We start from the raw sequence: 19037 nt of genomic DNA, 5'->3' as shown, positions 1-19037 counted from the left end.
CCATCGATATTCCGGCATATCATAGACTGGGCTACCTAGGGTCAGGACCCATAAACGGGGCTGACACTTCGGGCCGCACGCGCACCAATCGCCCGGTCGCTTTATCAATCATCGCCCAAGTCGTATTGGCCCGCACAATGACCTTGCCCGCGGCATCGACAAAATCCACCCGCCGGTCAAATTGCGCACCCTTTGGTTCGCTTTCGATCCACGTCCGCGCCGTCACGCTCTCACCTGCAGCAATGTTCCCGCGGTAATCAATTTCGTGCCGCGTCACGACCCAAAAATAGGCGGCGATATGTTCAGGCGCAGCAACCGCCTGCCAATGCGCTGTCGCCATATCCTGAATCCACCGCACCCAGACCGCATTGTTGACGTGGCCAAGCTCGTCAATGTCATCTGGTTGCGCGGTAAATATGCGCGTGAATGGGGTCATTTTTGTGATGATGCCATCCCCATTTGCCAGATGATGAACGCTGCCTCTTCGGCATTTTCGCGCAACCGCTCGAACCGTCCGGACTTTCCGCCATGGCCCGCGCCCATGTTGGTTTTGAGCAGCAGCACATTGTCGTCTGTCTTCATATCGCGCAGCTTGGCGACCATCTTTGCGGGCTCCCAATAGGTCACGCGCGGGTCATTCAATCCAGCGGTCCACAGCATGGGCGGGTAAGCCTTTGCCGCGACATTGTCATAGGGGCTATAGCTGCGGATATAGTCGAACGCCGCCTTGTCTGTGATTGGATTGCCCCATTCGGGCCATTCGCCCGGCGTCAGCGGCAGATCCTTGTCGAGCATCGTGTTGAGCACATCGACAAAGGCCACATGGCTGACGACCGCGCCGAACAATTCGGGTGCCTGATTGACCACCGCGCCCATCAATTCACCGCCAGCCGAACCACCGCTTGCGGTAACCTTGCCTTTGCTGGTGAAGCCCAAATCGATAAGGCCTTTCGCCGCATCGACAAAGTCGTTGAACGTGTTGGTGCGCTTGGTCAGCTTGCCGTCCAAATACCATTGATAGCCAAGGTCATCACCGCCGCGAATATGCGCGATGGCATAGGCAAAGCCGCGGTCGACCATCGACAGCCGGTTGGCGCTAAAGCCGGGCGGCATCGCGTAACCATATGCGCCATAAGCATATAGATGCAGCGGCTGGCTGCCGTCTTTTTTGAAACCCTTTTTGGTCAGGATGGACACCGGCACCTTGGCACCATCGCGCGCCGTGATCATCACGCGTTCGGTCACATATTGCGCGGGATCATATCCGCTGGGGATTTCCTGAACCTTCAATGTTTCCAAGCGGCCATCGGCCAGATGATAGTCGAACACCGTGTCCGGCGTGACCATCGATTCATAACCCAGCCGCAACTTCGTCACATCATATTCGGGATTATCGCCAAGGCCCGCATCATAGCTGGCTTCAGGGAATTTGATTGGCTGCACCTTGCTGGCATCGGCATAATCGCGGATTTCAACTTGATCGAGGCCATCGATGCGGCCTTCAGTGACGTAGAAATTTTTGAACAGCGACAGCCCCGTCAAATAGTGGCGGTCAGACCCGGCGATGAGCGTTTTCCATTCGCCCGGTGCCTTCATGCTGGCGGTGGCGACGCGGAAATTGACGTGATCGTCATTGGTCAAAACATACAAAGTGCCATCGCGCACATCGACGCTATATTGGCGTCCCGTCTTGCGCGGGGACACCATGATCGGCGTTGCGGTTGGGTCGCTGGCGGGGACCAGCCGGACTTCGCTCGTCACATTGTCGCCCGTACCAATGACGATCCAATCCTCTTGCGCAGTCAGGCCGACACCAACGCCAAAACCGATGTCCTGTTCTTTATACAGCAACTTCGCTTTGGTCAGATCTTCACCCAGCCGGTGGTACCACGCATTGTCGGTGCGCCAATTTTCATTGGCGAGGCCGTAAACAACGCCTTTGCTGTCCGATGACCAGACAATGCCCGACAATGTGCCGGGGATGATGTCGCGCAATTTTTCGCCGGTTTCCAGATTGCGAAAATGTAGGTCAAACCGTTCCGACCCATTATCGTCGTACGCATATGCCAATATTTTGCCATCGGGACTGATCTCTGCAGCACCAAGGCGGAAATAGGCCTTGCCCTTGGCGAGTATATTTTCGTCGAGGATGAGCTGATCGGCACCGCCGGCAACTGGCTTGCGATAATGCTTGCGATATTGCGCGCCTTCTTCGAATTTTGACCAATAGATATAGTCGCCATCCTTTTGCGGGACCGAGCTGTCGTCTTCTTTGACGCGGCCTTTCATTTCCTGAAAGATGGTTTCGGTCAGCTGCGCCTGCGGTGCCATCTGCGCTTCAAAATAGGCGTTCTCGGCATTCAGATGCGCGAGTATCTCTTTATCATCGATCGTCGGATAACCCGAATCGCGCAGCCAATGATAATCATCGGTAATTATAACCCCGTGCCACGTGGCACTGTGCGGGCGCTTTTCAGCAACGGGGGGCTTAATTTCACCGGCGGTTTTTTCAGTCATAATGTCTTTCTGGGCAAATGCAGGCGCGGATATCGCACCAATCGCAATAATGAGTGGGAGCAGTGCTTTCATGAGAAGACTTCCTCGCTTATATGGTTTGCACAACCATATGAACGGAAGTCAAAGATGTCCACCTACGAAGCCCGCCTTACTGCCTTGCGCGTCCAACTGAAAAAAGATCAGCTCGATGGATTCGTCGTTCCGATTTGCGATGAACATATGTCCGAATATGTCGGGGACTATGCCCAACGTCTTGGCTGGCTTACGGGCTTTGGCGGGTCTGCAGGCTCTGCGGTGGTCTTATCGGAAGAAGCGGCTATCTTCACCGACGGCCGCTACACGCTTCAGGTGCGCGAGCAGGTCGACGGCAACAATTGGCAATATGTCGGCGTGCCGCAAACGAGCATTTCTGATTGGTTGAAAGAACACACGCCCGCAGGCGCGCGCATCGGTTATGACCCGTGGGTCCACACAAAGGGTTGGGTCGAAAGCGCGACAGTGGCGTTGAAAGCCAAAGGCGCAGAGTTGGTCGCGGTCAAAAGCAACCCGATTGATGCCGTATGGGCGGATCAGCCGGGTAAAAGCGACGCCAAGCTCATGGTCCATGAAGACCGTTTTGCCGGACAAAGCAGCGCGGAGAAACGCGCGGCGGTTGCCGAATGGCTGACGGCCAATGCTTTGGACAGCACGGTGATTTCTGCACTCGATTCGGTGGCATGGCTTCTGAATGTCCGCGGCTCTGATGTCGCGAATACGCCGGTGGCGCTCAGCTTCGTGCTCGCCCATGCCGATGGCACGGCAGACCTGTTTGTCGCCCCGGAAAAGGTCGGCGATGACGTCCGGGCGCATTTGGGCAATGCCGTGCGCTTGCGCACCCCGGAAGAGTTTGTTCCTGCATTGAAAGCCATGAACGGCAAACGCATCGCCGTGGATCCGGATCGTGCCGTCGCGGCGATATTCGGCGCACTGAAGGATGGCGGGGCTACGATCGTCGAAGCGCGTGACCCGACCATTTTGCCAAAGGCCGTCAAAAACCATGTCGAGCAAGCCGGCCATCGTGCGGCGCAGGCGCGTGACGGCGCAGCGCTAAGCCGCTTCCTGCACTGGATGAGCGAAACGGCGCATAAGGGCGGGCTGGACGAATTGTCGGCGGCAGCGCGGTTGAAATCCTTCCGCCAAGATACCGGCATGCTGCACGATCTGTCGTTCGACACGATTTCGGCGACTGGTCCCAATGGCGCGCATTGCCATTACAAGGTCGACGAAAAGAGCAACCGGGCGATTGAACCCAACAGCATCTATCTGGTCGATAGCGGCGGGCAGTATTTGGACGGCACCACGGACGTAACCCGCACGATCTGGGTCGGCCCCGGACAGCCAACAGCCGAAATGAAGGACCGTTTCACCCGTGTGCTTAAGGGCCATATCGCGCTTGCGCTAGCGGTATTCCCAGAAGGCACCCGCGGCGCGCAACTCGACACGATGGCGCGGGCCGCACTCTGGCAGGCTGGCCTTGATTACGCCCATGGCACCGGCCACGGCGTCGGCAGCTTCCTTGCGGTGCATGAAGGGCCGCAGCGCATTGGGAAATTCTCGGGCGGACAGGCTGGCACAGACGAGCCTTTGCAAGCAGGCATGTTCCTCTCCAACGAGCCGGGCTATTACAAAGCCGGCGAATATGGCATTCGCATCGAAAATCTGGTGCTGGTCGAAGAACGCGAAATCGCCGGCGCGGAAGGCCGCTATTTCGGTTTCGAAACGCTCACCTTCGCACCTATTGACAAGACGTTAGTGGATGTCAGCTTGCTAAACGGCGAAGAGCTGCGCTGGTGGAATGATTATCATGCCAAGGTGCTGTCGATTATCGCGCCACAGCTGGACGGCGACGCGCTGGCTTGGGCACATGAGGCGTGCGCGCCCTTGTCCTAAACCCCGCCTATCAACCGACACCCGATGATTTCACCTGAGGAATAGCACATCCATGACCCAGACTTTTTCCGATTACACGCCAGCGAAGGTCTGGGAATGGAATACCGAAAACGGGGGCCAGTTTGCGAATATCAACCGGCCCATTGCCGGCGCAACGCATGACAAAGAACGCCCCGTTGGCAAGCATCCGATGCAACTTTATTCCCTTGCCACGCCCAATGGCGTGAAGGTGACGGTCATGCTTGAGGAGCTGCTCGCGCTTGGCCATACAGGCGCAGAATATGACGCGTGGCTTGTCAATATCCGCGACGGCAACCAGTTTTCGAGCGGCTTTGTCGAAGCCAATCCCAATTCCAAAATTCCCGCATTGTTCGACCATTCGACGCCGAAACCGACACGCGTCTTTGAATCGGGGTCGATCCTTTTATATCTTGCCGAAAAGTTCGGCGCGTTCCTACCGACCGAGCATCACGCGCGGACGGAAACGATCAACTGGCTGATGTGGCAAATGGGCAGCGCGCCCTATCTAGGTGGCGGTTTTGGCCATTTTTATGCCTATGCGCCGTTCAAATTTGAATATGCCATCGACCGATTCGCGATGGAGGTGAAGCGGCAGCTGGACGTGCTGGACCGCAACCTTGCCGACCGCATTTATATGGCGGGCGACGAATACAGCATCGCCGATATGGCGATTTGGCCATGGTATGGCGCGCTCGTCAAAGGCCTGATTTACGACGCAGGCGCGTTTCTATCTGTCCATGAATATAAAAATGTCATCCGTTGGACTGACTTGATTGCCGAACGACCAGCTGTGAAGCGTGGACGCATGGTCAATCGCGTCATGGGTGATCCGGCCAGCCAGCTGCATGAGCGGCATGACGCCAGCGACTTCGACACCAAAACGCAGGATAAGATTGCCGCTGCAAAAGCGTGACCTGCGTCACGCGTGAAGGAAAAAATGAAGCCTATATGGGTCCTGCGACCCGAGGGCTTCTCACTTAAGGAGGGGCGCCCTTTCCTTAAGAGCTTGATCGGATATCCTCCTGATCAAGCTCTATTCTTCACATTAACGCTTGCTGATATTGAACACGCGGAGTGTGCATTCTGCGCCAAGCTGGTTGCTACAGCCTGCAGCACGAAATTGGTTCCGGCGATCATTGCTGATGCTGAAATCTTGCGATTGCGTGAAATTTTGTTGGCGGAGACGGAGGGATTCGAACCCTCGGTACCGGATTTACCAGTACGACGGTTTAGCAAACCGTTGGTTTCAGCCACTCACCCACGTCTCCAGCGCGTTTGGCATCGGCGGCCTATAGCGTCGCATGCATTTGGCTGCAATGGTTATTGACACGCGCATGGTATAAGAAGAAAATTAACGAAATAGGATCGCTCTGGCGCGCACTGAACGCACATTGTCGGCCGTTCATCATAGGCTCATCCAGAGGATCATATAGTGGCGCTTGATTTTAAGAGGGTGGGATACGCATGCTAGCAGTCAACCGGGGCCTGAAACGGTCGATACATCATGTGCTGATGCTGCTCGCAGCCGGCGCACTTGTCGCTTCACCAGCAATAGCGCAGATTAACACCGTTGATCCCAATGATGTCATCGATTCAGACCTTGGCACACCGGCACCAGCCACCGCCCCGGCAGCGGATGTTGCTCCGACTGTTCAAGATGGCGTTCCGACAGATGCCCCTGCAGCATTACCCGAAACGTCGTCCGCGTCTCCCGCGATCCCGACCGAGGACACCTATCAGCAAGATGATTTGATCGGCGCAGCTGAGGGCGTCTTTGGCAGAAGCGCCCAAGGACTGGGCAAGCTGATTGAAGACATTTTGAAAAAGCAGGGTCGGCCAAATGGCTACATCGTTGGCCGCGAAGGTGGTGGCGCACTTGTCGTTGGACTACGTTACGGCTCGGGCACGCTAAATCATAAGATTGAGGGCCAAAAGACCGTCTATTGGACGGGCCCATCGATTGGACCCGACCTTGGCGCAAATGGGGGCAGCACCTTTGTGCTTGTCTACAATCTTTACGACACCGAGGACATCTACAAACGCTATCCCGCCGGAGAGGGCGTCGTGTATCTCGGCGGTGGCTTCAACGCGAGCTATCTGCGCCGCGGCGATGTCGTGCTCATTCCCATCAGGGTAGGCGCCGGAATTCGGCTGGGCGCCAATGTCGGATATATGCGCTTTTCCAAAAAGCAGCGCTGGCTGCCCTTCTAACGGGCGCGCATATCTTCCATCCGTTTCAAGTACCGGGCGAGTACGTCAATCTCCAGATTGACCTGCCGCCCGGCGCTCAGCGTCCCTAACGTCGTCATCTGCGCCGTGTGCGGAATGATGTTCAGCATGAAATGCGCCGAACCATCGGCCTGATCAGCAATGTCATTGACGGTCAGCGACACGCCATCAACGGTTATAGATCCTTTGGCCGCGATATAGGGCGCTAGGCTGCCCGGTGCGGCGACGGTGACTTTCCAACTGTCACCCACGGTTTCGCTGTCAACAATATGACCGACCCCGTCGACATGGCCGGTGACAATATGTCCGCCCAATTCATCGCCAACCTTCAGCGCGCGTTCCAGGTTCAATTTGGTCCCTGCTTCCCACATACCCGCCGGGGTGCGTGAGACGGTTTCGGCAGACGCATCAATGGCGAACCAGCCTTCGCCCTTATCAACAACGGTCAGGCAAACGCCCGAACAGGCGATAGACGCGCCGATGGCGACAGTGTCCATGTCATATGCACAGTCAATCACGAGGCGCAAATCGCCCCGCTGTTCGGATGAACGAATATTGCCAACGTCCGTGATGATACCTGTGAACATATATATATTGCCTCTTTAATTGGCGCGTTCGTAGACTTCGAGACGGTCTTTGCCAAGACTGCGGGAATCGCACAGCTGCCAAAGCCCATGTGCGTCGGCCAGTTGCCCCAATCCAATGTCGCCAAGGCACGCTTTGCCTGCCCCGATGAAAATGGGTGCGCGGTACAATGATAGCCGGTCAACCAACCCAGCTTTCAAAAAAGCCGTGGCCGTCGCGGCGCCGCCTTCGACCATCACATTATTGCAATCCAGCTTTGCGATGTCCGCCGGCGCACGGATGATTTCCCACCCGTCGGGGGCGTCACCGCTGCCCAGCATGACCTTGCGTGGCGACCGGTGTTCGAGTCCTGTCAGCCGCACATTCAATTGTGGTGCGTCTGCCTTTACGGTGCCCGATCCGACCAAAATGGCATCCGCCCGCGCGCGTTCAATGTGGCTATGCGCACGCGCGATATCCCCCGTAATCCAACGGCTGCTGCCATCGGCCATTGCGATTTGACCATCCAGCGAAGTCGCGATTTTTAACGTTACAAATGGTCGCAGCAGCTGCATGCGGCTCAGAAACCCGGCGAGACTTTTGCGCGCCTCGGACGCCATGACGCCAGTTTCGACAGCGATGCCCGCGGCCATGAGCGCCTTGATGCCTTCACCCGCAGTCCGGAGATCGGGGTCCTCCAGCGCAACCACCACTCGGGCTGGCCGGGCGTCCATAAGCAATAGGGCGCACGCCGGCCCACGGTCGGATTGATGTGCACAGGGCTCAAGCGTGACGTAAATAACGCTGCCGTGCGCCGCAGAACCGGCCTGCGCCAGCGCCATGGCTTCTGCATGGGGACGGCCCCCCTTTTGGGTCCAGCCGCGTCCAACGACGATGCCTTCCTTGACGATGATACAGCCAACCGACGGGTTCAGCCCCGTCTGGCCAACGCCACGTTCCGCCAGCGCCAAAGCTGCGGCCATGAAGCGGTGATCAGCGGTGGCTATTGTTTTGCTCCCGCGGCAGAGTCGTCCGCTTGCGCATCTTTTTTCGCACGCTCCAGCTGGGCTTCACGCTCAATTTTTTCCACGTCCATCCCGACAGCGCGACCGAATGCTTTATATGCCTCCTTCTCGCGGGCGCGCATTTCGTCTTTTCGCTTTTGATATTCCGCAATCGCCGCTTTCGATTCCTCGATCGTGCGCGTCGCGGGCCAGCTTTCGAAATAGGTCACGGTTGGTGGCGGCGGCTTCGCCTTTTCAAGCGTATCGATGTAAAATGTGTAGATGATAATCGCCGTCGGCACACAGGCAGCGAGAAACAGCCACGGACTATGCGTGCCCGTTGTGCGGAAAAAGCTGATCAGATCTGTGCCCGCACTGCGCAGCGAGACATCTTTAAAAAACGACATGACTATCCAATAAGACGGATATCGCGCGATTTCCAGTGCCCGATGTAAAGAGGCCGGGCTTATCGGCCACTTCGGAACGCGTTTGTAATGGGGTAGCGGCGATCCCGTCCAAAGTTTCGTGTGCCAAGCTTTACCCCCGGGGGTGCCTGCCGCCGTTTATATTCGGCCAGATAGAGCAGCCGTTCAATCCGTACCACCGTGTCACGGTCAAAGCCTTGCGCAACGACCTCATCGACCGAGCGTTCTTCCTCCACCAAGGCATGCAGCATTTTATCAAGGACAGGATAATCCGGAAGCGAATCGCTGTCTTTCTGGTCCGGCCGCAATTCCGCGCTGGGGGGCTTGGTAATGATATTGCCGGGTATCACTGGGCCATCCCGGCCAAGACCAATGCGCGGCTTATGCGCATTGCGCCATTCGGAAATGGCAAACACCGTCATTTTATAGGCATCTTTTATCGGATTATAGCCACCGGCCATATCGCCATAAATCGTCGCATAGCCGACGCTCATTTCGCTTTTGTTTCCAGTAGTCAAAAGCATATGTCCAAATTTGTTGGACAGGGCCATCAACGTGACCCCGCGGATACGCGACTGAATATTTTCTTCGGTAATGTCGACATCGCGGTCGGAAAAGCTGCCCGAGAGCATATCATCGAACGCCATTACGGCCGGTGCAATCGGGATCGTATCAATCCGGCAGCCAATCATTTCGGCGCATTGCGCAGCGTCGTCCAGACTGGATTGGCTGGTATAGCGGCTGGGCAACATGACACACCAAACGCGGTCCGGCCCAAGCGCATCTGCGGCAATGGCGGCGCATATCGCACTATCGATACCGCCCGACATGCCCAACACGACGCCGGGAAAGCCATTGGTGTTGACGTAATCGCGCAGGCCCGTGACCATCGCGCTGTAGATATCCGCCGGATGGTCTTCCCAAAGCGCCTTTGGCCCATCTGCACATTGCCAGCCATCGTCGCCGCGCGTCCAATGCGTCATGCGCAGATGCTCTTCCCAGTCGGGCAAACGATGTGCAGCCGCACCATCCGCGTTCAGGACAAAGGAACTGCCATCGAACACCAGCTCGTCCTGCCCACCGACACGATTTAGAAACATCAGCGGCAATCCGGTTTCGCGCACACGTGCCGCAAAAACCTCTTCCAAACGCCGGTCATCCTTATCGATTTCATATGGGCTGCCGTTGGTCGAAATAAGCAACTCAGCGCCGCGTTCCTTCAAATGGAGGCTGACCGGCGCGAGCCAGCCATCTTCGCAAATCGGAACGCCAATGCGTACGCCCTTAAACAGCACGGGTTCCGGCATGGGGCCAGCGGCGAAAATCCGCTTTTCATCAAAGGTTCCGTAATTGGGCAGCTCATGCTTGTAACGCACGGCTGCAATCTGACCGCCATCGAGCAATGCAATTCCGTTGTACAATGCGCCATCGTCGAGGAATATCGAACCCACGAGCATGGCAGGCCCGCCATCGGCTGTCGCCGCCGCCAGCTTGGAAAGCTCCACCGCAGCGCGCGCGGCAAAGGCTGGCTTCAGCACCAGATCCTCGGCCGGATACCCAATCAACTGCTGTTCGGGAAACACGATCAGGTCGGCATCTGTCGCTTTTGCGCGCCATTCAAGCATCTTGCCGGCGTTACCTGCCAGGTCACCCACGCGCTGGTTAAGCTGCGCCATTGCAATATTGAGCCGATTTGTCATTTCATCACCCTATTGTCCACAATGTAGCGGGGCAAGCCGATTGTCAGGCCAGTTGCGCGTCGCTAAGGCGATTGGCGAAACTTTGACGCGCAATTCAACGCTCAGGGGTCCGGGGACACGCACATGAAATTGATGACAGGCAACAGCAATCTTCCTTTGGCGAAGGGCATTGCAGATTATATGAACTTGCCGCTGACCGACGCCAGCGTGCGCCGTTTCGCCGACAATGAGATTTTCGTTGAGATCCATGAAAATGTGCGCGGCGAAGATATGTTTGTTATCCAATCGACCAGCCACCCGGCCAATGACAATTTGATGGAATTGCTGATCATGATTGATGCGTTGCGCCGCGCATCGGCAAAACGCATCACCGCGGTTCTTCCGTATTTCGGCTATGCGCGGCAGGATCGGAAACCGGGGCCACGCACGCCCATTTCCGCAAAGCTTGTCGCTAATCTGATTACCCAGGCTGGCGCTGACCGCGTGTTGACCGTGGATTTGCATGCAGGCCAGATTCAGGGCTTTTTCGATATCCCAACCGACAATCTTTACGGCGCACCTGTCATGAGCGCGGATATTTTGGAGCGCCATGGCGACAAGAATATCACCGTCGTATCGCCGGATGTCGGCGGCGTTGTCCGTGCGCGCGCACTGGCAAAGCGTCTTGATGATGCGCCACTGGCAATCGTCGACAAGCGCCGCGAAAAAGCCGGTGTTTCCGAAGTCATGAACATCATTGGCGATGTTAAAGACCGTTTCTGCATATTGATTGACGACATCGCAGATAGCGCAGGCACGCTGTGTAACGCGGCCGACGCGTTAAAAGCCGCCGGTGCGTCAGACGTCGTCGCCTATATTACCCACGGCGTATTGTCGGGCGAAGCCGTGAACCGGGTCAACGCGTCCTCACTGCGCAAGCTGGTTATCACCGACTCCATCCTGGCATCCGACATTGCCAATGCCAGTCCCAAAATACGCCAGCTGCCCATCGCACCGTTGTTGGGCGAAGCGATTAAGCGCATTGCGGATGAAAGTTCTGTCAGTTCTTTGTTCGACTGATGACACCGGCGGATATCCTTCTGGCCAACCGTTTGGCCGAGGCAGCGGGCCACGCTATCCGGCCCTTTTTCCGGGCAGCCTATAGTCATGAGGCAAAGGCCGATGCGTCCCCGGTAACAGAAGCCGACCGCGCCGCCGAGAGCGCTATCCGCCACATTCTGGATGCCGAGTGCCCCCGCGATACGATCATCGGTGAGGAATATGGCGAAAAAACCGGCAGTTCGGGCCGCAGCTGGATTATTGACCCGATCGACGGAACCGTAAGCTTCATGGCCGGGCGGCCGATATTCGGAACATTGATTGCGTTGCTCGAAGACGGCTGGCCTGTCCTTGGTGTCATTGACCAATGCATCAGTGGCGAGCGCTGGGTCGGCGCTGCGGGCTATCCGACGACACTGAACGGCAATCCTGTTACGACAAGAGCATGCACCGCGTTGAATCAAGCCACTCTGGCAACGACGGGGCCACAATATTTTTCGCAGCATGACGGCGATCATTTTATGGAGCTCGCGGCGCAAACGGCACATAAAAAAATGCTGTTCGGTGGCGATTGTTACAACTACGCCCTGCTCGCCACTGGTCATATCGACATCGTCGTCGAAGCTGGCTTAAAGCTGCATGATTTTGCTGCCTTAATCCCCATCGTAACGGGCGCGGGGGGGATGATGAGCGATTGGTCGGGGGAGCCACTACACGGCGCTTCCGACGGCCATATCATTGCGGTGGGCGACCCAGCCCGGCTTGATGACGTGCTCGAAGCATTGGCGTGCCAACACTAAAACGCAGCAGTCCGGGCCATATTACCGGCAATATGCTTGCAATCGCGCGCGAATCCGGTTAGGCGCGCCCCTTCCGAATAAGCAGGCTGGCCAATAGGGCTGCCATGTCGGCTTGATACGGACTCAACAAAGGAGACCAAAATGCCCAAGCTCAAGACCAAGAGCGGTGTGAAGAAACGCTTCAAAATCACCGCAACAGGCAAGATCAAGCATGGCGTCGTTGGAAAACGGCACCGTTTGAGCAGCCATAATGCCAAGTATATCCGCCAAAACCGTGGCACCAGCGTGATCTCTGATCCCGATGCCAAGACAATCAAGAAATGGGCGCCATACGGTCTTTAAGACTGCGCGTACGTTTTCAGACTGAGCGTGGTGCGAAAAAGTGGGAACCGGTTTTTCGGTTAAGCCACGCGACCACGAAAAACGAAAAGGATATAGATTATGGCACGCGTCAAACGTGGTGTGACCACCAAAGCTAAACATAAAAGAATTTTAGAGCAGGCGAAGGGCTATTATGGCCGTCGCAAAAATACCATCCGCGTCGCACGTCAGGCGGTCGAAAAGGCCGGTCAGTACGCATATCGCGACCGTAAGGTAAACAAGCGGAACTTCCGCGCATTGTGGATCCAGCGTATCAACGCCGCAGTCCGCGCCGAAGGCATGACCTATGGCGTGTTCATGCATGGCCTGAAGCTTGCTAACGTTGAACTGGACCGCAAGGTACTTGCCGACCTCGCGATGAACGAAGCCGCGATGTTTAGCACGATCATTGCGCAGTCGAAGGCAGCGCTCGCGAAAGCAGCATAAGCTCCTAAAACTTCGATATTGCGCAAAAGGGCGTGGGCGGCACTTGCCGTTCGCGCCCTTTTGCTTATTCAGGCGAACCATGATGACAGATATTGCGACACTCCAAACCGAACTGATGGCAGCGATTGATTCCGCGGATACGCTGGATGCGCTGGATGCTGTTCGGATATCCGCCCTTGGCAAGCAAGGCAGCGTTTCGGCGTTGCTCAAGACGATGGGCGCGATGTCGCCCGATGAACGTCAGACGCAAGGCCCGATCATCAACGGTCTGCGCGAAAGCGTGACAGCGGGGCTGGCCGCGAAAAAAGCAGCCTTGGAAACGGCGGAGTTGAACCGGCGTCTCGCAAGCGAATATGTCGACATGACATTGCCTGCGCCCGAAACGCCGCGCGGCACAGTGCATCCGGTCAGCCAAGTCATGGACGAGCTTGCCGAAATCTTTGCCGACATGGGCTTTGCGGTTGCCGAAGGGCGTGAGATCGAAGACGACTGGCACAATTTCACCGCGCTCAATATTCCCGAAACACATCCTGCCCGCGCGATGCATGATACATTCTATTTCCCCGACGAAATGGCGCGTGAGGGCAGCAAAATGCTGCTGCGGACGCACACATCACCTGTGCAAATCCGCACCATGACCTCACAAGAACCGCCAATCCGCATTATCGCACCTGGCCGGGTATACCGCAGCGACAGCGATGCGACGCACACGCCGATGTTCCACCAGATCGAAGGCCTTGTCATCGACAAGGGCATTCACCTTGGTCATCTGAAATGGACGTTGGAGACATTTCTAAAGGCCTATTTCGAACGCGAAGATGTCGTCTTGCGTCTGCGTCCAAGCTATTTTCCGTTCACCGAACCATCGGTTGAAGTCGACGTCGGCTATTCGATGGTCAACGGCAAGCGCGTCATTGGCGGATCGGAAGGCTGGATGGAGGTTCTTGGTTCCGGCATGGTCCATCGCAAGGTTATCGAGGCTTGCGGGCTTGATCCCGATATATGGCAGGGCTTTGCCTTCGGCACCGGTGTCGACCGCCTTGCCATGCTGAAATATGGGATGGACGATCTGCGCGCCTTTTTCGACGGCGATAATCGCTGGCTGCAACATTACGGATTTGACGCGCTCGACGTACCGACGCTGAGCGGAGGAGTAGGCGCATGAAATTCTCATTATCATGGCTGAAAGAGCATCTTGATACCGATGCCGATATGCAGGCCGTTGCCGATTGCCTGAACCGTATCGGGCTTGAGGTTGAGGGCATCGAGAACCCGGCAGACAAATTGTCCGCGTTCCGCATTGCAAAGGTGCTGAGCGCAGCGCCGCATCCCCAGGCCGATAAATTGCAAGTGTTGTCCGTTGATGCGGGCGGCGACCCGCTTCAGGTGGTCTGCGGCGCACCCAATGCACGCGCAGGCATGCTTGGCGTATTCGGTCCAGCCGGCGCAGTCGTTCCCGCAAATGGCATGGTGCTAAAGGTCGCCGCGATCAGAGGCGTCGAATCCAACGGCATGATGTGTTCGATTGCCGAGCTGGAACTGGGCGACGATCATGATGGCATCATCGAACTCGCCGCCGACGCGCCGGTGGGGACAGTCTATGCCGATTGGGCTGGTTTGGACGACCCCGTCATTGATGTCAGCATCACTCCCAACCGTCAGGATTGCATGGGCGTTCGCGGCATCGCGCGTGACCTTGCCGCAGCAGGCCTTGGGACATTGCGCCCGCTGAACGAAGTCTACCGCATCAATTTGGACACGCCACATGAAGGCAGCGGACCCGCGCCGATCGTGCGCACAGACGACGCCGCAGGCTGCCCTGCGTTTTACGCACAGGCTGTATCGGGTGTCCGCAATGGCGACGCCCCCGAATGGATGCGCAGCAAGCTGAAAGCCATTGGCCAAAAGCCCATTTCAGTGCTCGTCGACATCACCAACTTCATCTCCATCGATCTTGGCCGGCCGTTGCACGTCTATGACCGCGCGAAGCTGAACGGCGCGCTGGTGGCCCGTAAGGCGGTCGATGGTGAAGACATGGTCGCCCTCAACGGCAAGACCTATACGCTGGATTCCAGCATGACCGTCATCGCTGACGACAGCATGGTGCATGACATTGGTGGCATCATGGGTGGCGAGCATAGTGGCGTTTCGGAAACGACGACTGATGTTCTCATCGAGTGCGCCTATTTCGACCCTGAACATATTGCGCGCACCGGACAGAAGCTGGCTTTGACCAGCGATGCGCGGCAACGTTTTGAACGCGGCGTTGACCCTGCGTTTTTGGAAGACGGCTTGGCGATCGCGACCAAGCTCGTGCTTGATCATTGCGGCGGGACGCCAAGTGCCATCACCCGGTCGGGCACTGCACCAGTTGCGCCGCGCAACATTTCTTATGACACCCAATATTGCCAGCAGCTTGGCGGCGTCGATGTTGCGCCGGAGGAACAGCGCAATATATTGGAAAGACTGGGCTTTTCGGTAAGCGACGACTGGCGCGTTACCGTGCCGACATGGCGTCGTGACGTCGATGGCCCCGCAGATATTGTCGAAGAAGTCGTGCGTATCGTCGGCCTCGACAATGTCGTGTCCGTACCATTGCCCCGTGCAGACGGCGTCGCCAAACCAACCGCAACGCCTGTCCAGTCGCTGGAACGCAAAGTGCGGCGCGCAGCGGCAGCCCGTGGCTTGAACGAGGCGATCAACTGGTCGTTCCTGCCGCAAAAGGCGGCGGACGCATTTGGTGGCGGCACATGGAGCCTTGCCAACCCGATCTCCGAAGACATGAAGGTCATGCGCCCTTCGCTGTTGCCGGGATTGCTGTCCGCCGCGCAGCGGAACATGGACCGCGGCGCATCATCGGTACGTCTGTTCGAAATCGGACGGCGTTATTTTGCTGCGACGGATGGCACAAGCGACGAGCGTCTGACGGCGGGAATCGTTCTGGCGGGCGACAAATCCGTGCGCAATTGGGCGACCGGTAAATCGGCAAAATTTGATGCTTTTGATGCCAAGGCAGAGGCCATCGCGTTGCTCAAGGCAGCGGGTGTCGCAACCGACAGCCTGCTTGTGATGGACGATGCCGGTGCGCATTATCATCCCGGACAATCGGCGACATTGCGTATGGGACCAAAGAATATTCTTGGCGCATTCGGCACGCTGCATCCGGCAACGGCAAAGGCCTTTGACCTTGATGGCAGCGTTGTCGCAGCGGAAATCTTTTTGGATGCGATACCGCTCAAAAAAGCCACTGGCTTTATGCGTCCGGCCTTCACACCGCCTGCATTGCAAGCCGTTACCCGCGACTTTGCGTTTCTGGTTGCGCAAGATACGCCGGCCAATGATCTGGTTCGGGCCATTAAGGGATGCGACAAAGACAACATTGTCGCAGCGCGTTTGTTTGACCGCTTTTCTGGGCAGGGCGTACCCGAGGGGCAAGTCAGTCTGGCGGTTGAAATTACGCTTCAACCCACCGACAAAAGCTATGGCGATGATGATCTGAAACTGATTTCAGATAAGGTCATTGCGGCCGCGGCCAAACTTGGCGCGGTGCTTCGCGGATAAAAAGAAAGGCCGGGCATGATGGCCCAGCCTTCTTTTTTCATGCGCCTTCGCGCAGCTTTTTAGAACTTCACGCCAGCGGTCACAAACACCTGACGCGGGTTGCCGTAGAATGCGGTCAGCGTGCCTTCGCGGCCCAGTGACGCAACGGGCAAACCGTTGCCGCCAAGGATCGGCACGCCAGTCGTCGCATTGCCAGCAATGAAGCTGTAGCCCGAAGTCTTATATTCCTTGTCGAGCAGGTTCTTACCATAAAGCCCAATGCTCCAACGATCGTCAGGCGCGGTATACACCAGGCTTGCGTCGACGAGGGCATAGCCGGACTGATCGATATACGGGTTCGGAATTTCGAACTGCGTCGTGCTGCTGCGGTACGAAACGGTTGTGCCCAGATTCAAGCGTCCGGCGCCAACTGGCGTCATGTAGGCAAGCGTTGCGCTGGCTGTCCATGAAGGCGTGTTCTGCACATCGCGGAAGGCGGCAACATCGGTCGGGACGCTCGCGATGTTCGAGATATATTGGTCGAACTGCGCATCAATATAACCCACTGCACCCAGCAGGTTCAAACGGTCACCATCATTGGCAACGCTTTCGCCAAGCCGTGCGTTAAACTCAAGCTCGACGCCCTTGAATGTGGCCTTGCCCGCGTTGGACGTGACGCCGCAGAAGGATGGCAGGCCGCTGACGATACATGCGACCGAACCGGGGATTTGGACGTCCGTATAATCGGCGTAGAAACCAGCGAGCGCGAAGGTTAGGCCGCCGTCGAACGCATTGCCCTTATAACCAACTTCGTAGCTGTCGACGCTTTCTGGACGGAAGCTCAAAAACGCAGCCACTTCGTCATTTTCGCCGCGGATGCCATTGCCGTTCAGATCTGGCGCGTTGGCACCCACGCCGCGCGGGTCAAAGCCGCCGCCCTTGAACCCTTGGCTGAAGCTGGCGTAGATATTGTCGTCTGGCGTTGGCTTAAAGCTGAGCGATATGCGGGGCGTGAACTTTTTGAAATCACGCTGTCCGCTGAAGTTTGTGCTGGCTGCGCCAAAGGCGACGCCTGCCCCGCCAAAGAAGGGCGATCCGCCGCCGAGATAGTTTTGGCGCAGGATATTCGCGGTGCGCTTATCCCATGTGTAACGGCCGCCAACCGACAGGCTGAGCTGTTCGGAAAGGTCGTACGTAAAATCACCGAAGATGGCGTAGGTTTCCGTATCGACCGCAGCCTTCGTAAATGCCGTCAATCCGCTGAGCGTCGTGAACAGGCGCACATCGAACAAGGTATCTGCCGTGGCATCCAGATAATATGCACCGACCATGCCGCTGAACGGACCAGCGTCCACAAGCAATTGCACTTCCTGACTGACCTGTTCGTTGAAATAGCCACCGGGGACGTCAACATCCGCCGCAGGCAGCGCATCAAAATCGATGGGGGTCAGCGTGTCATCTTTACGCCATGCACTGATGGACCGCAGCGTCAGGGTTTCGGACAGGTCCACCGAAATGTTCATAGCGAGGCCATAAGCTTCGATATCCTGTTTCGGATCAACAAGTCCGCCGCGTGTGTCAAAAACATTGTCCAGCACGGGTGCGCCCGACAACAATCCGGGAATGATACGATGACCGCCGCGTGGGTCGCTCTTGTCATGGCTATAATCGCCGCTGATACGAACCGAAACCGGCGCGCCATATCCGCCAAGCTCCAAGGTGCCGCGCGCTGCCCATACATCCTTGTTATAATTTTCAAGGCCGGTGGTCAGGTTATCGCCAAAGCCGCCGCGTGAAAGCCGCGCGACGCTGCCGCCGACGCGAACGATGTCGCCAATCGGGGCGGAGACCGTCAACACGCCGTCGGCCTGATCATAAGTTCCGACCGTTGCCCGTGCGCTCAAGGCGAACTCTTGCGGCAAACGCTTTGTGACATATTTCACCGCGCCGCCGATGGTGTTGCGGCCGTACAGCGTACCTTGCGGTCCGCGCAGAACTTCGATGCGTTCTACCTCATAAATGTCGAGGACCGCAGCCTGTGGACGGTTCAAATACACATCGTCCAGATAGATGCCGACACCGGGTTCAAAACCCGACACGGGATCCTGTTGCCCGATACCGCGAATAAATGCCGACAGCGTCGAGTTACTGCCGCGCGATGTTTCAAGCGTGGTGTTCGGCGTGATGTTGCCAATGTCGGTCAGGTCAAGCGCGCCACGCAATTCAAGCGCTTCGCCCGAAAATGCGCTGACGGCGATGGGCACATCGAGCAGATTTTCTTCGCGGCGGCGGGCAGTGACGATGATTTCATCACCATTTTCCGCGCTCGCAGCTTCGTCTTGCGCCATAACAGGCGCGGTCACTGCCACGCCGGAAACGGCAATGCTGGCCAATAATGCTGCGCGGATCATCGAAATTTTGGTGGATTTCATTGTCACTCTCCTGATTGAAATGCGGGCCTTT

16 protein-coding genes and 1 tRNA gene are annotated in these 19037 nt (G+C 57.0%); 9 read left to right on the top strand and 8 right to left on the bottom strand.

Annotated elements, in window-relative coordinates; translation table 11 throughout:
- Positions 1–31 precede the first annotated feature (31 nt).
- Both GGR91_RS10515 and GGR91_RS10510 read right to left on the bottom strand, forming a co-directional pair.
- Positions 32–436, bottom strand: a complete 405-nt coding sequence (locus GGR91_RS10515; protein WP_183942160.1) for an acyl-CoA thioesterase — start codon at positions 434–436, stop codon at positions 32–34.
- Positions 433–2517, bottom strand: coding sequence for a S9 family peptidase (locus GGR91_RS10510; protein WP_183942276.1), 2085 nt, complete (start codon positions 2515–2517; stop codon positions 433–435). Before GGR91_RS10510 ends, GGR91_RS10515 begins: the two co-directional genes overlap by 4 nt.
- Before the next feature lie 126 nt (positions 2518–2643).
- Between GGR91_RS10510 and GGR91_RS10505 the strand changes: the two genes are divergently transcribed.
- Both GGR91_RS10505 and yghU read left to right on the top strand, forming a co-directional pair.
- Positions 2644–4446 (top strand): aminopeptidase P family protein, encoded by a 1803-nt coding sequence (locus GGR91_RS10505; RefSeq protein WP_183942159.1) that lies wholly within the window; start codon positions 2644–2646, stop codon positions 4444–4446.
- Between the two features lie 52 nt (positions 4447–4498).
- Entirely contained in the window at positions 4499–5380 is an 882-nt protein-coding gene (yghU, locus tag GGR91_RS10500) for a glutathione-dependent disulfide-bond oxidoreductase (protein WP_183942158.1), read from the top strand.
- Between the two features lie 262 nt (positions 5381–5642).
- On the opposite strand, the gene GGR91_RS10495 is transcribed toward yghU, so the two are convergent.
- Positions 5643–5735: transfer RNA gene (locus GGR91_RS10495), tRNA-Ser, on the bottom strand.
- A gap of 196 nt (positions 5736–5931) precedes the next feature.
- On the opposite strand from GGR91_RS10495, the gene GGR91_RS10490 reads away from it, so the two are divergent.
- Positions 5932–6678 (top strand): DUF1134 domain-containing protein, encoded by a 747-nt coding sequence (locus GGR91_RS10490; protein WP_183942157.1) that lies wholly within the window; start codon positions 5932–5934, stop codon positions 6676–6678.
- On the opposite strand, the gene GGR91_RS10485 is transcribed toward GGR91_RS10490, so the two are convergent.
- Genes GGR91_RS10485 through GGR91_RS10470 form a run of 4 tightly spaced genes read right to left on the bottom strand, consistent with a single transcriptional unit; the run spans position 6675 to position 10389 of the window.
- On the bottom strand, positions 6675–7283 hold the full coding sequence (locus tag GGR91_RS10485; RefSeq protein WP_183942156.1) for a riboflavin synthase: 609 nt from the start codon (positions 7281–7283) through the stop codon (positions 6675–6677). The two genes, GGR91_RS10490 and GGR91_RS10485, sit on opposite strands and share 4 nt — an antisense overlap.
- A 15-nt stretch (positions 7284–7298) precedes the next feature.
- Positions 7299–8267: a bifunctional diaminohydroxyphosphoribosylaminopyrimidine deaminase/5-amino-6-(5-phosphoribosylamino)uracil reductase RibD gene (ribD, locus tag GGR91_RS10480; protein ID WP_322788812.1), complete on the bottom strand. Its 969-nt coding sequence runs from the start codon at positions 8265–8267 to the stop codon at positions 7299–7301.
- The gene (locus GGR91_RS10475; protein ID WP_183942154.1) at positions 8264–8671 is read right to left on the bottom strand and encodes a ubiquitin family protein; all 408 of its coding nucleotides are present in this window, start codon (positions 8669–8671) and stop codon (positions 8264–8266) included. The genes ribD and GGR91_RS10475 overlap by 4 nt, the downstream gene beginning before the upstream one ends.
- Positions 8672–8730: 59 nt before the next feature.
- Complete coding sequence (locus GGR91_RS10470; protein WP_183942153.1) at positions 8731–10389, bottom strand: NAD+ synthase; 1659 nt, start codon at positions 10387–10389, stop codon at positions 8731–8733.
- A gap of 123 nt (positions 10390–10512) precedes the next feature.
- On the opposite strand from GGR91_RS10470, the gene GGR91_RS10465 reads away from it, so the two are divergent.
- The 6 genes from GGR91_RS10465 to pheT all read left to right on the top strand — a co-directional run bounded on the left by GGR91_RS10465 (position 10513) and on the right by pheT (position 16595).
- On the top strand, positions 10513–11448 hold the full coding sequence (locus GGR91_RS10465) for a ribose-phosphate pyrophosphokinase (protein ID WP_183942152.1): 936 nt from the start codon (positions 10513–10515) through the stop codon (positions 11446–11448).
- Entirely contained in the window at positions 11448–12227 is a 780-nt protein-coding gene (hisN, locus tag GGR91_RS10460; RefSeq protein ID WP_183942151.1) for a histidinol-phosphatase, read from the top strand. Before GGR91_RS10465 ends, hisN begins: the two co-directional genes overlap by 1 nt.
- A gap of 141 nt (positions 12228–12368) precedes the next feature.
- Positions 12369–12569 (top strand): 50S ribosomal protein L35, encoded by a 201-nt coding sequence (gene rpmI / locus GGR91_RS10455; RefSeq protein WP_125231188.1) that lies wholly within the window; start codon positions 12369–12371, stop codon positions 12567–12569.
- A 99-nt stretch (positions 12570–12668) separates the two neighbouring features.
- Entirely contained in the window at positions 12669–13034 is a 366-nt protein-coding gene (gene rplT / locus GGR91_RS10450) for a 50S ribosomal protein L20 (RefSeq protein ID WP_183942150.1), read from the top strand.
- 82 nt (positions 13035–13116) lie between these two features.
- Entirely contained in the window at positions 13117–14199 is a 1083-nt protein-coding gene (gene pheS, locus GGR91_RS10445; RefSeq protein WP_183942275.1) for a phenylalanine--tRNA ligase subunit alpha, read from the top strand.
- Positions 14196–16595 carry a phenylalanine--tRNA ligase subunit beta gene (gene pheT, locus GGR91_RS10440; RefSeq protein ID WP_183942149.1) on the top strand — a complete coding sequence of 800 codons (2400 nt, stop codon included), beginning with the start codon at positions 14196–14198 and terminating at the stop codon, positions 16593–16595. The genes pheS and pheT overlap by 4 nt, the downstream gene beginning before the upstream one ends.
- Before the next feature lie 59 nt (positions 16596–16654).
- Here the strand turns inward: pheT and GGR91_RS10435 are convergent, their stop codons facing one another.
- A complete protein-coding gene (locus GGR91_RS10435) occupies positions 16655–19006 on the bottom strand; it encodes a TonB-dependent receptor (protein WP_183942148.1) in 2352 nt (783 codons plus the stop codon).
- Positions 19007–19037: the final 31 nt, after the last annotated feature.

This window comes from Sphingorhabdus rigui (assembly GCF_014196595.1).
Taxonomy (GTDB): domain Bacteria; phylum Pseudomonadota; class Alphaproteobacteria; order Sphingomonadales; family Sphingomonadaceae; genus Sphingorhabdus_B; species Sphingorhabdus_B rigui.
Note: the sequence above shows the minus strand (reverse complement) of the source record. Positions and strands in the feature narration are given on the sequence as shown.

Coding starts and splice junctions, on each gene's coding strand:
- GGR91_RS10515 (WP_183942160.1), bottom strand. CDS start 436: ATGACCCCATTCACGCGCATATTTACCGCGCAACCAGATGACATTGAC.
- GGR91_RS10510 (WP_183942276.1), bottom strand. CDS start 2,517: ATGACTGAAAAAACCGCCGGTGAAATTAAGCCCCCCGTTGCTGAAAAG.
- GGR91_RS10505 (WP_183942159.1), top strand. CDS start 2,644: ATGTCCACCTACGAAGCCCGCCTTACTGCCTTGCGCGTCCAACTGAAA.
- yghU (WP_183942158.1), top strand. CDS start 4,499: ATGACCCAGACTTTTTCCGATTACACGCCAGCGAAGGTCTGGGAATGG.
- GGR91_RS10490 (WP_183942157.1), top strand. CDS start 5,932: ATGCTAGCAGTCAACCGGGGCCTGAAACGGTCGATACATCATGTGCTG.
- GGR91_RS10485 (WP_183942156.1), bottom strand. CDS start 7,283: ATGTTCACAGGTATCATCACGGACGTTGGCAATATTCGTTCATCCGAA.
- GGR91_RS10475 (WP_183942154.1), bottom strand. CDS start 8,671: ATGTCGTTTTTTAAAGATGTCTCGCTGCGCAGTGCGGGCACAGATCTG.
- GGR91_RS10470 (WP_183942153.1), bottom strand. CDS start 10,389: ATGACAAATCGGCTCAATATTGCAATGGCGCAGCTTAACCAGCGCGTG.
- GGR91_RS10465 (WP_183942152.1), top strand. CDS start 10,513: ATGAAATTGATGACAGGCAACAGCAATCTTCCTTTGGCGAAGGGCATT.
- hisN (WP_183942151.1), top strand. CDS start 11,448: ATGACACCGGCGGATATCCTTCTGGCCAACCGTTTGGCCGAGGCAGCG.
- rpmI (WP_125231188.1), top strand. CDS start 12,369: ATGCCCAAGCTCAAGACCAAGAGCGGTGTGAAGAAACGCTTCAAAATC.
- rplT (WP_183942150.1), top strand. CDS start 12,669: ATGGCACGCGTCAAACGTGGTGTGACCACCAAAGCTAAACATAAAAGA.
- pheS (WP_183942275.1), top strand. CDS start 13,117: ATGACAGATATTGCGACACTCCAAACCGAACTGATGGCAGCGATTGAT.
- pheT (WP_183942149.1), top strand. CDS start 14,196: ATGAAATTCTCATTATCATGGCTGAAAGAGCATCTTGATACCGATGCC.
- GGR91_RS10435 (WP_183942148.1), bottom strand. CDS start 19,006: ATGAAATCCACCAAAATTTCGATGATCCGCGCAGCATTATTGGCCAGC.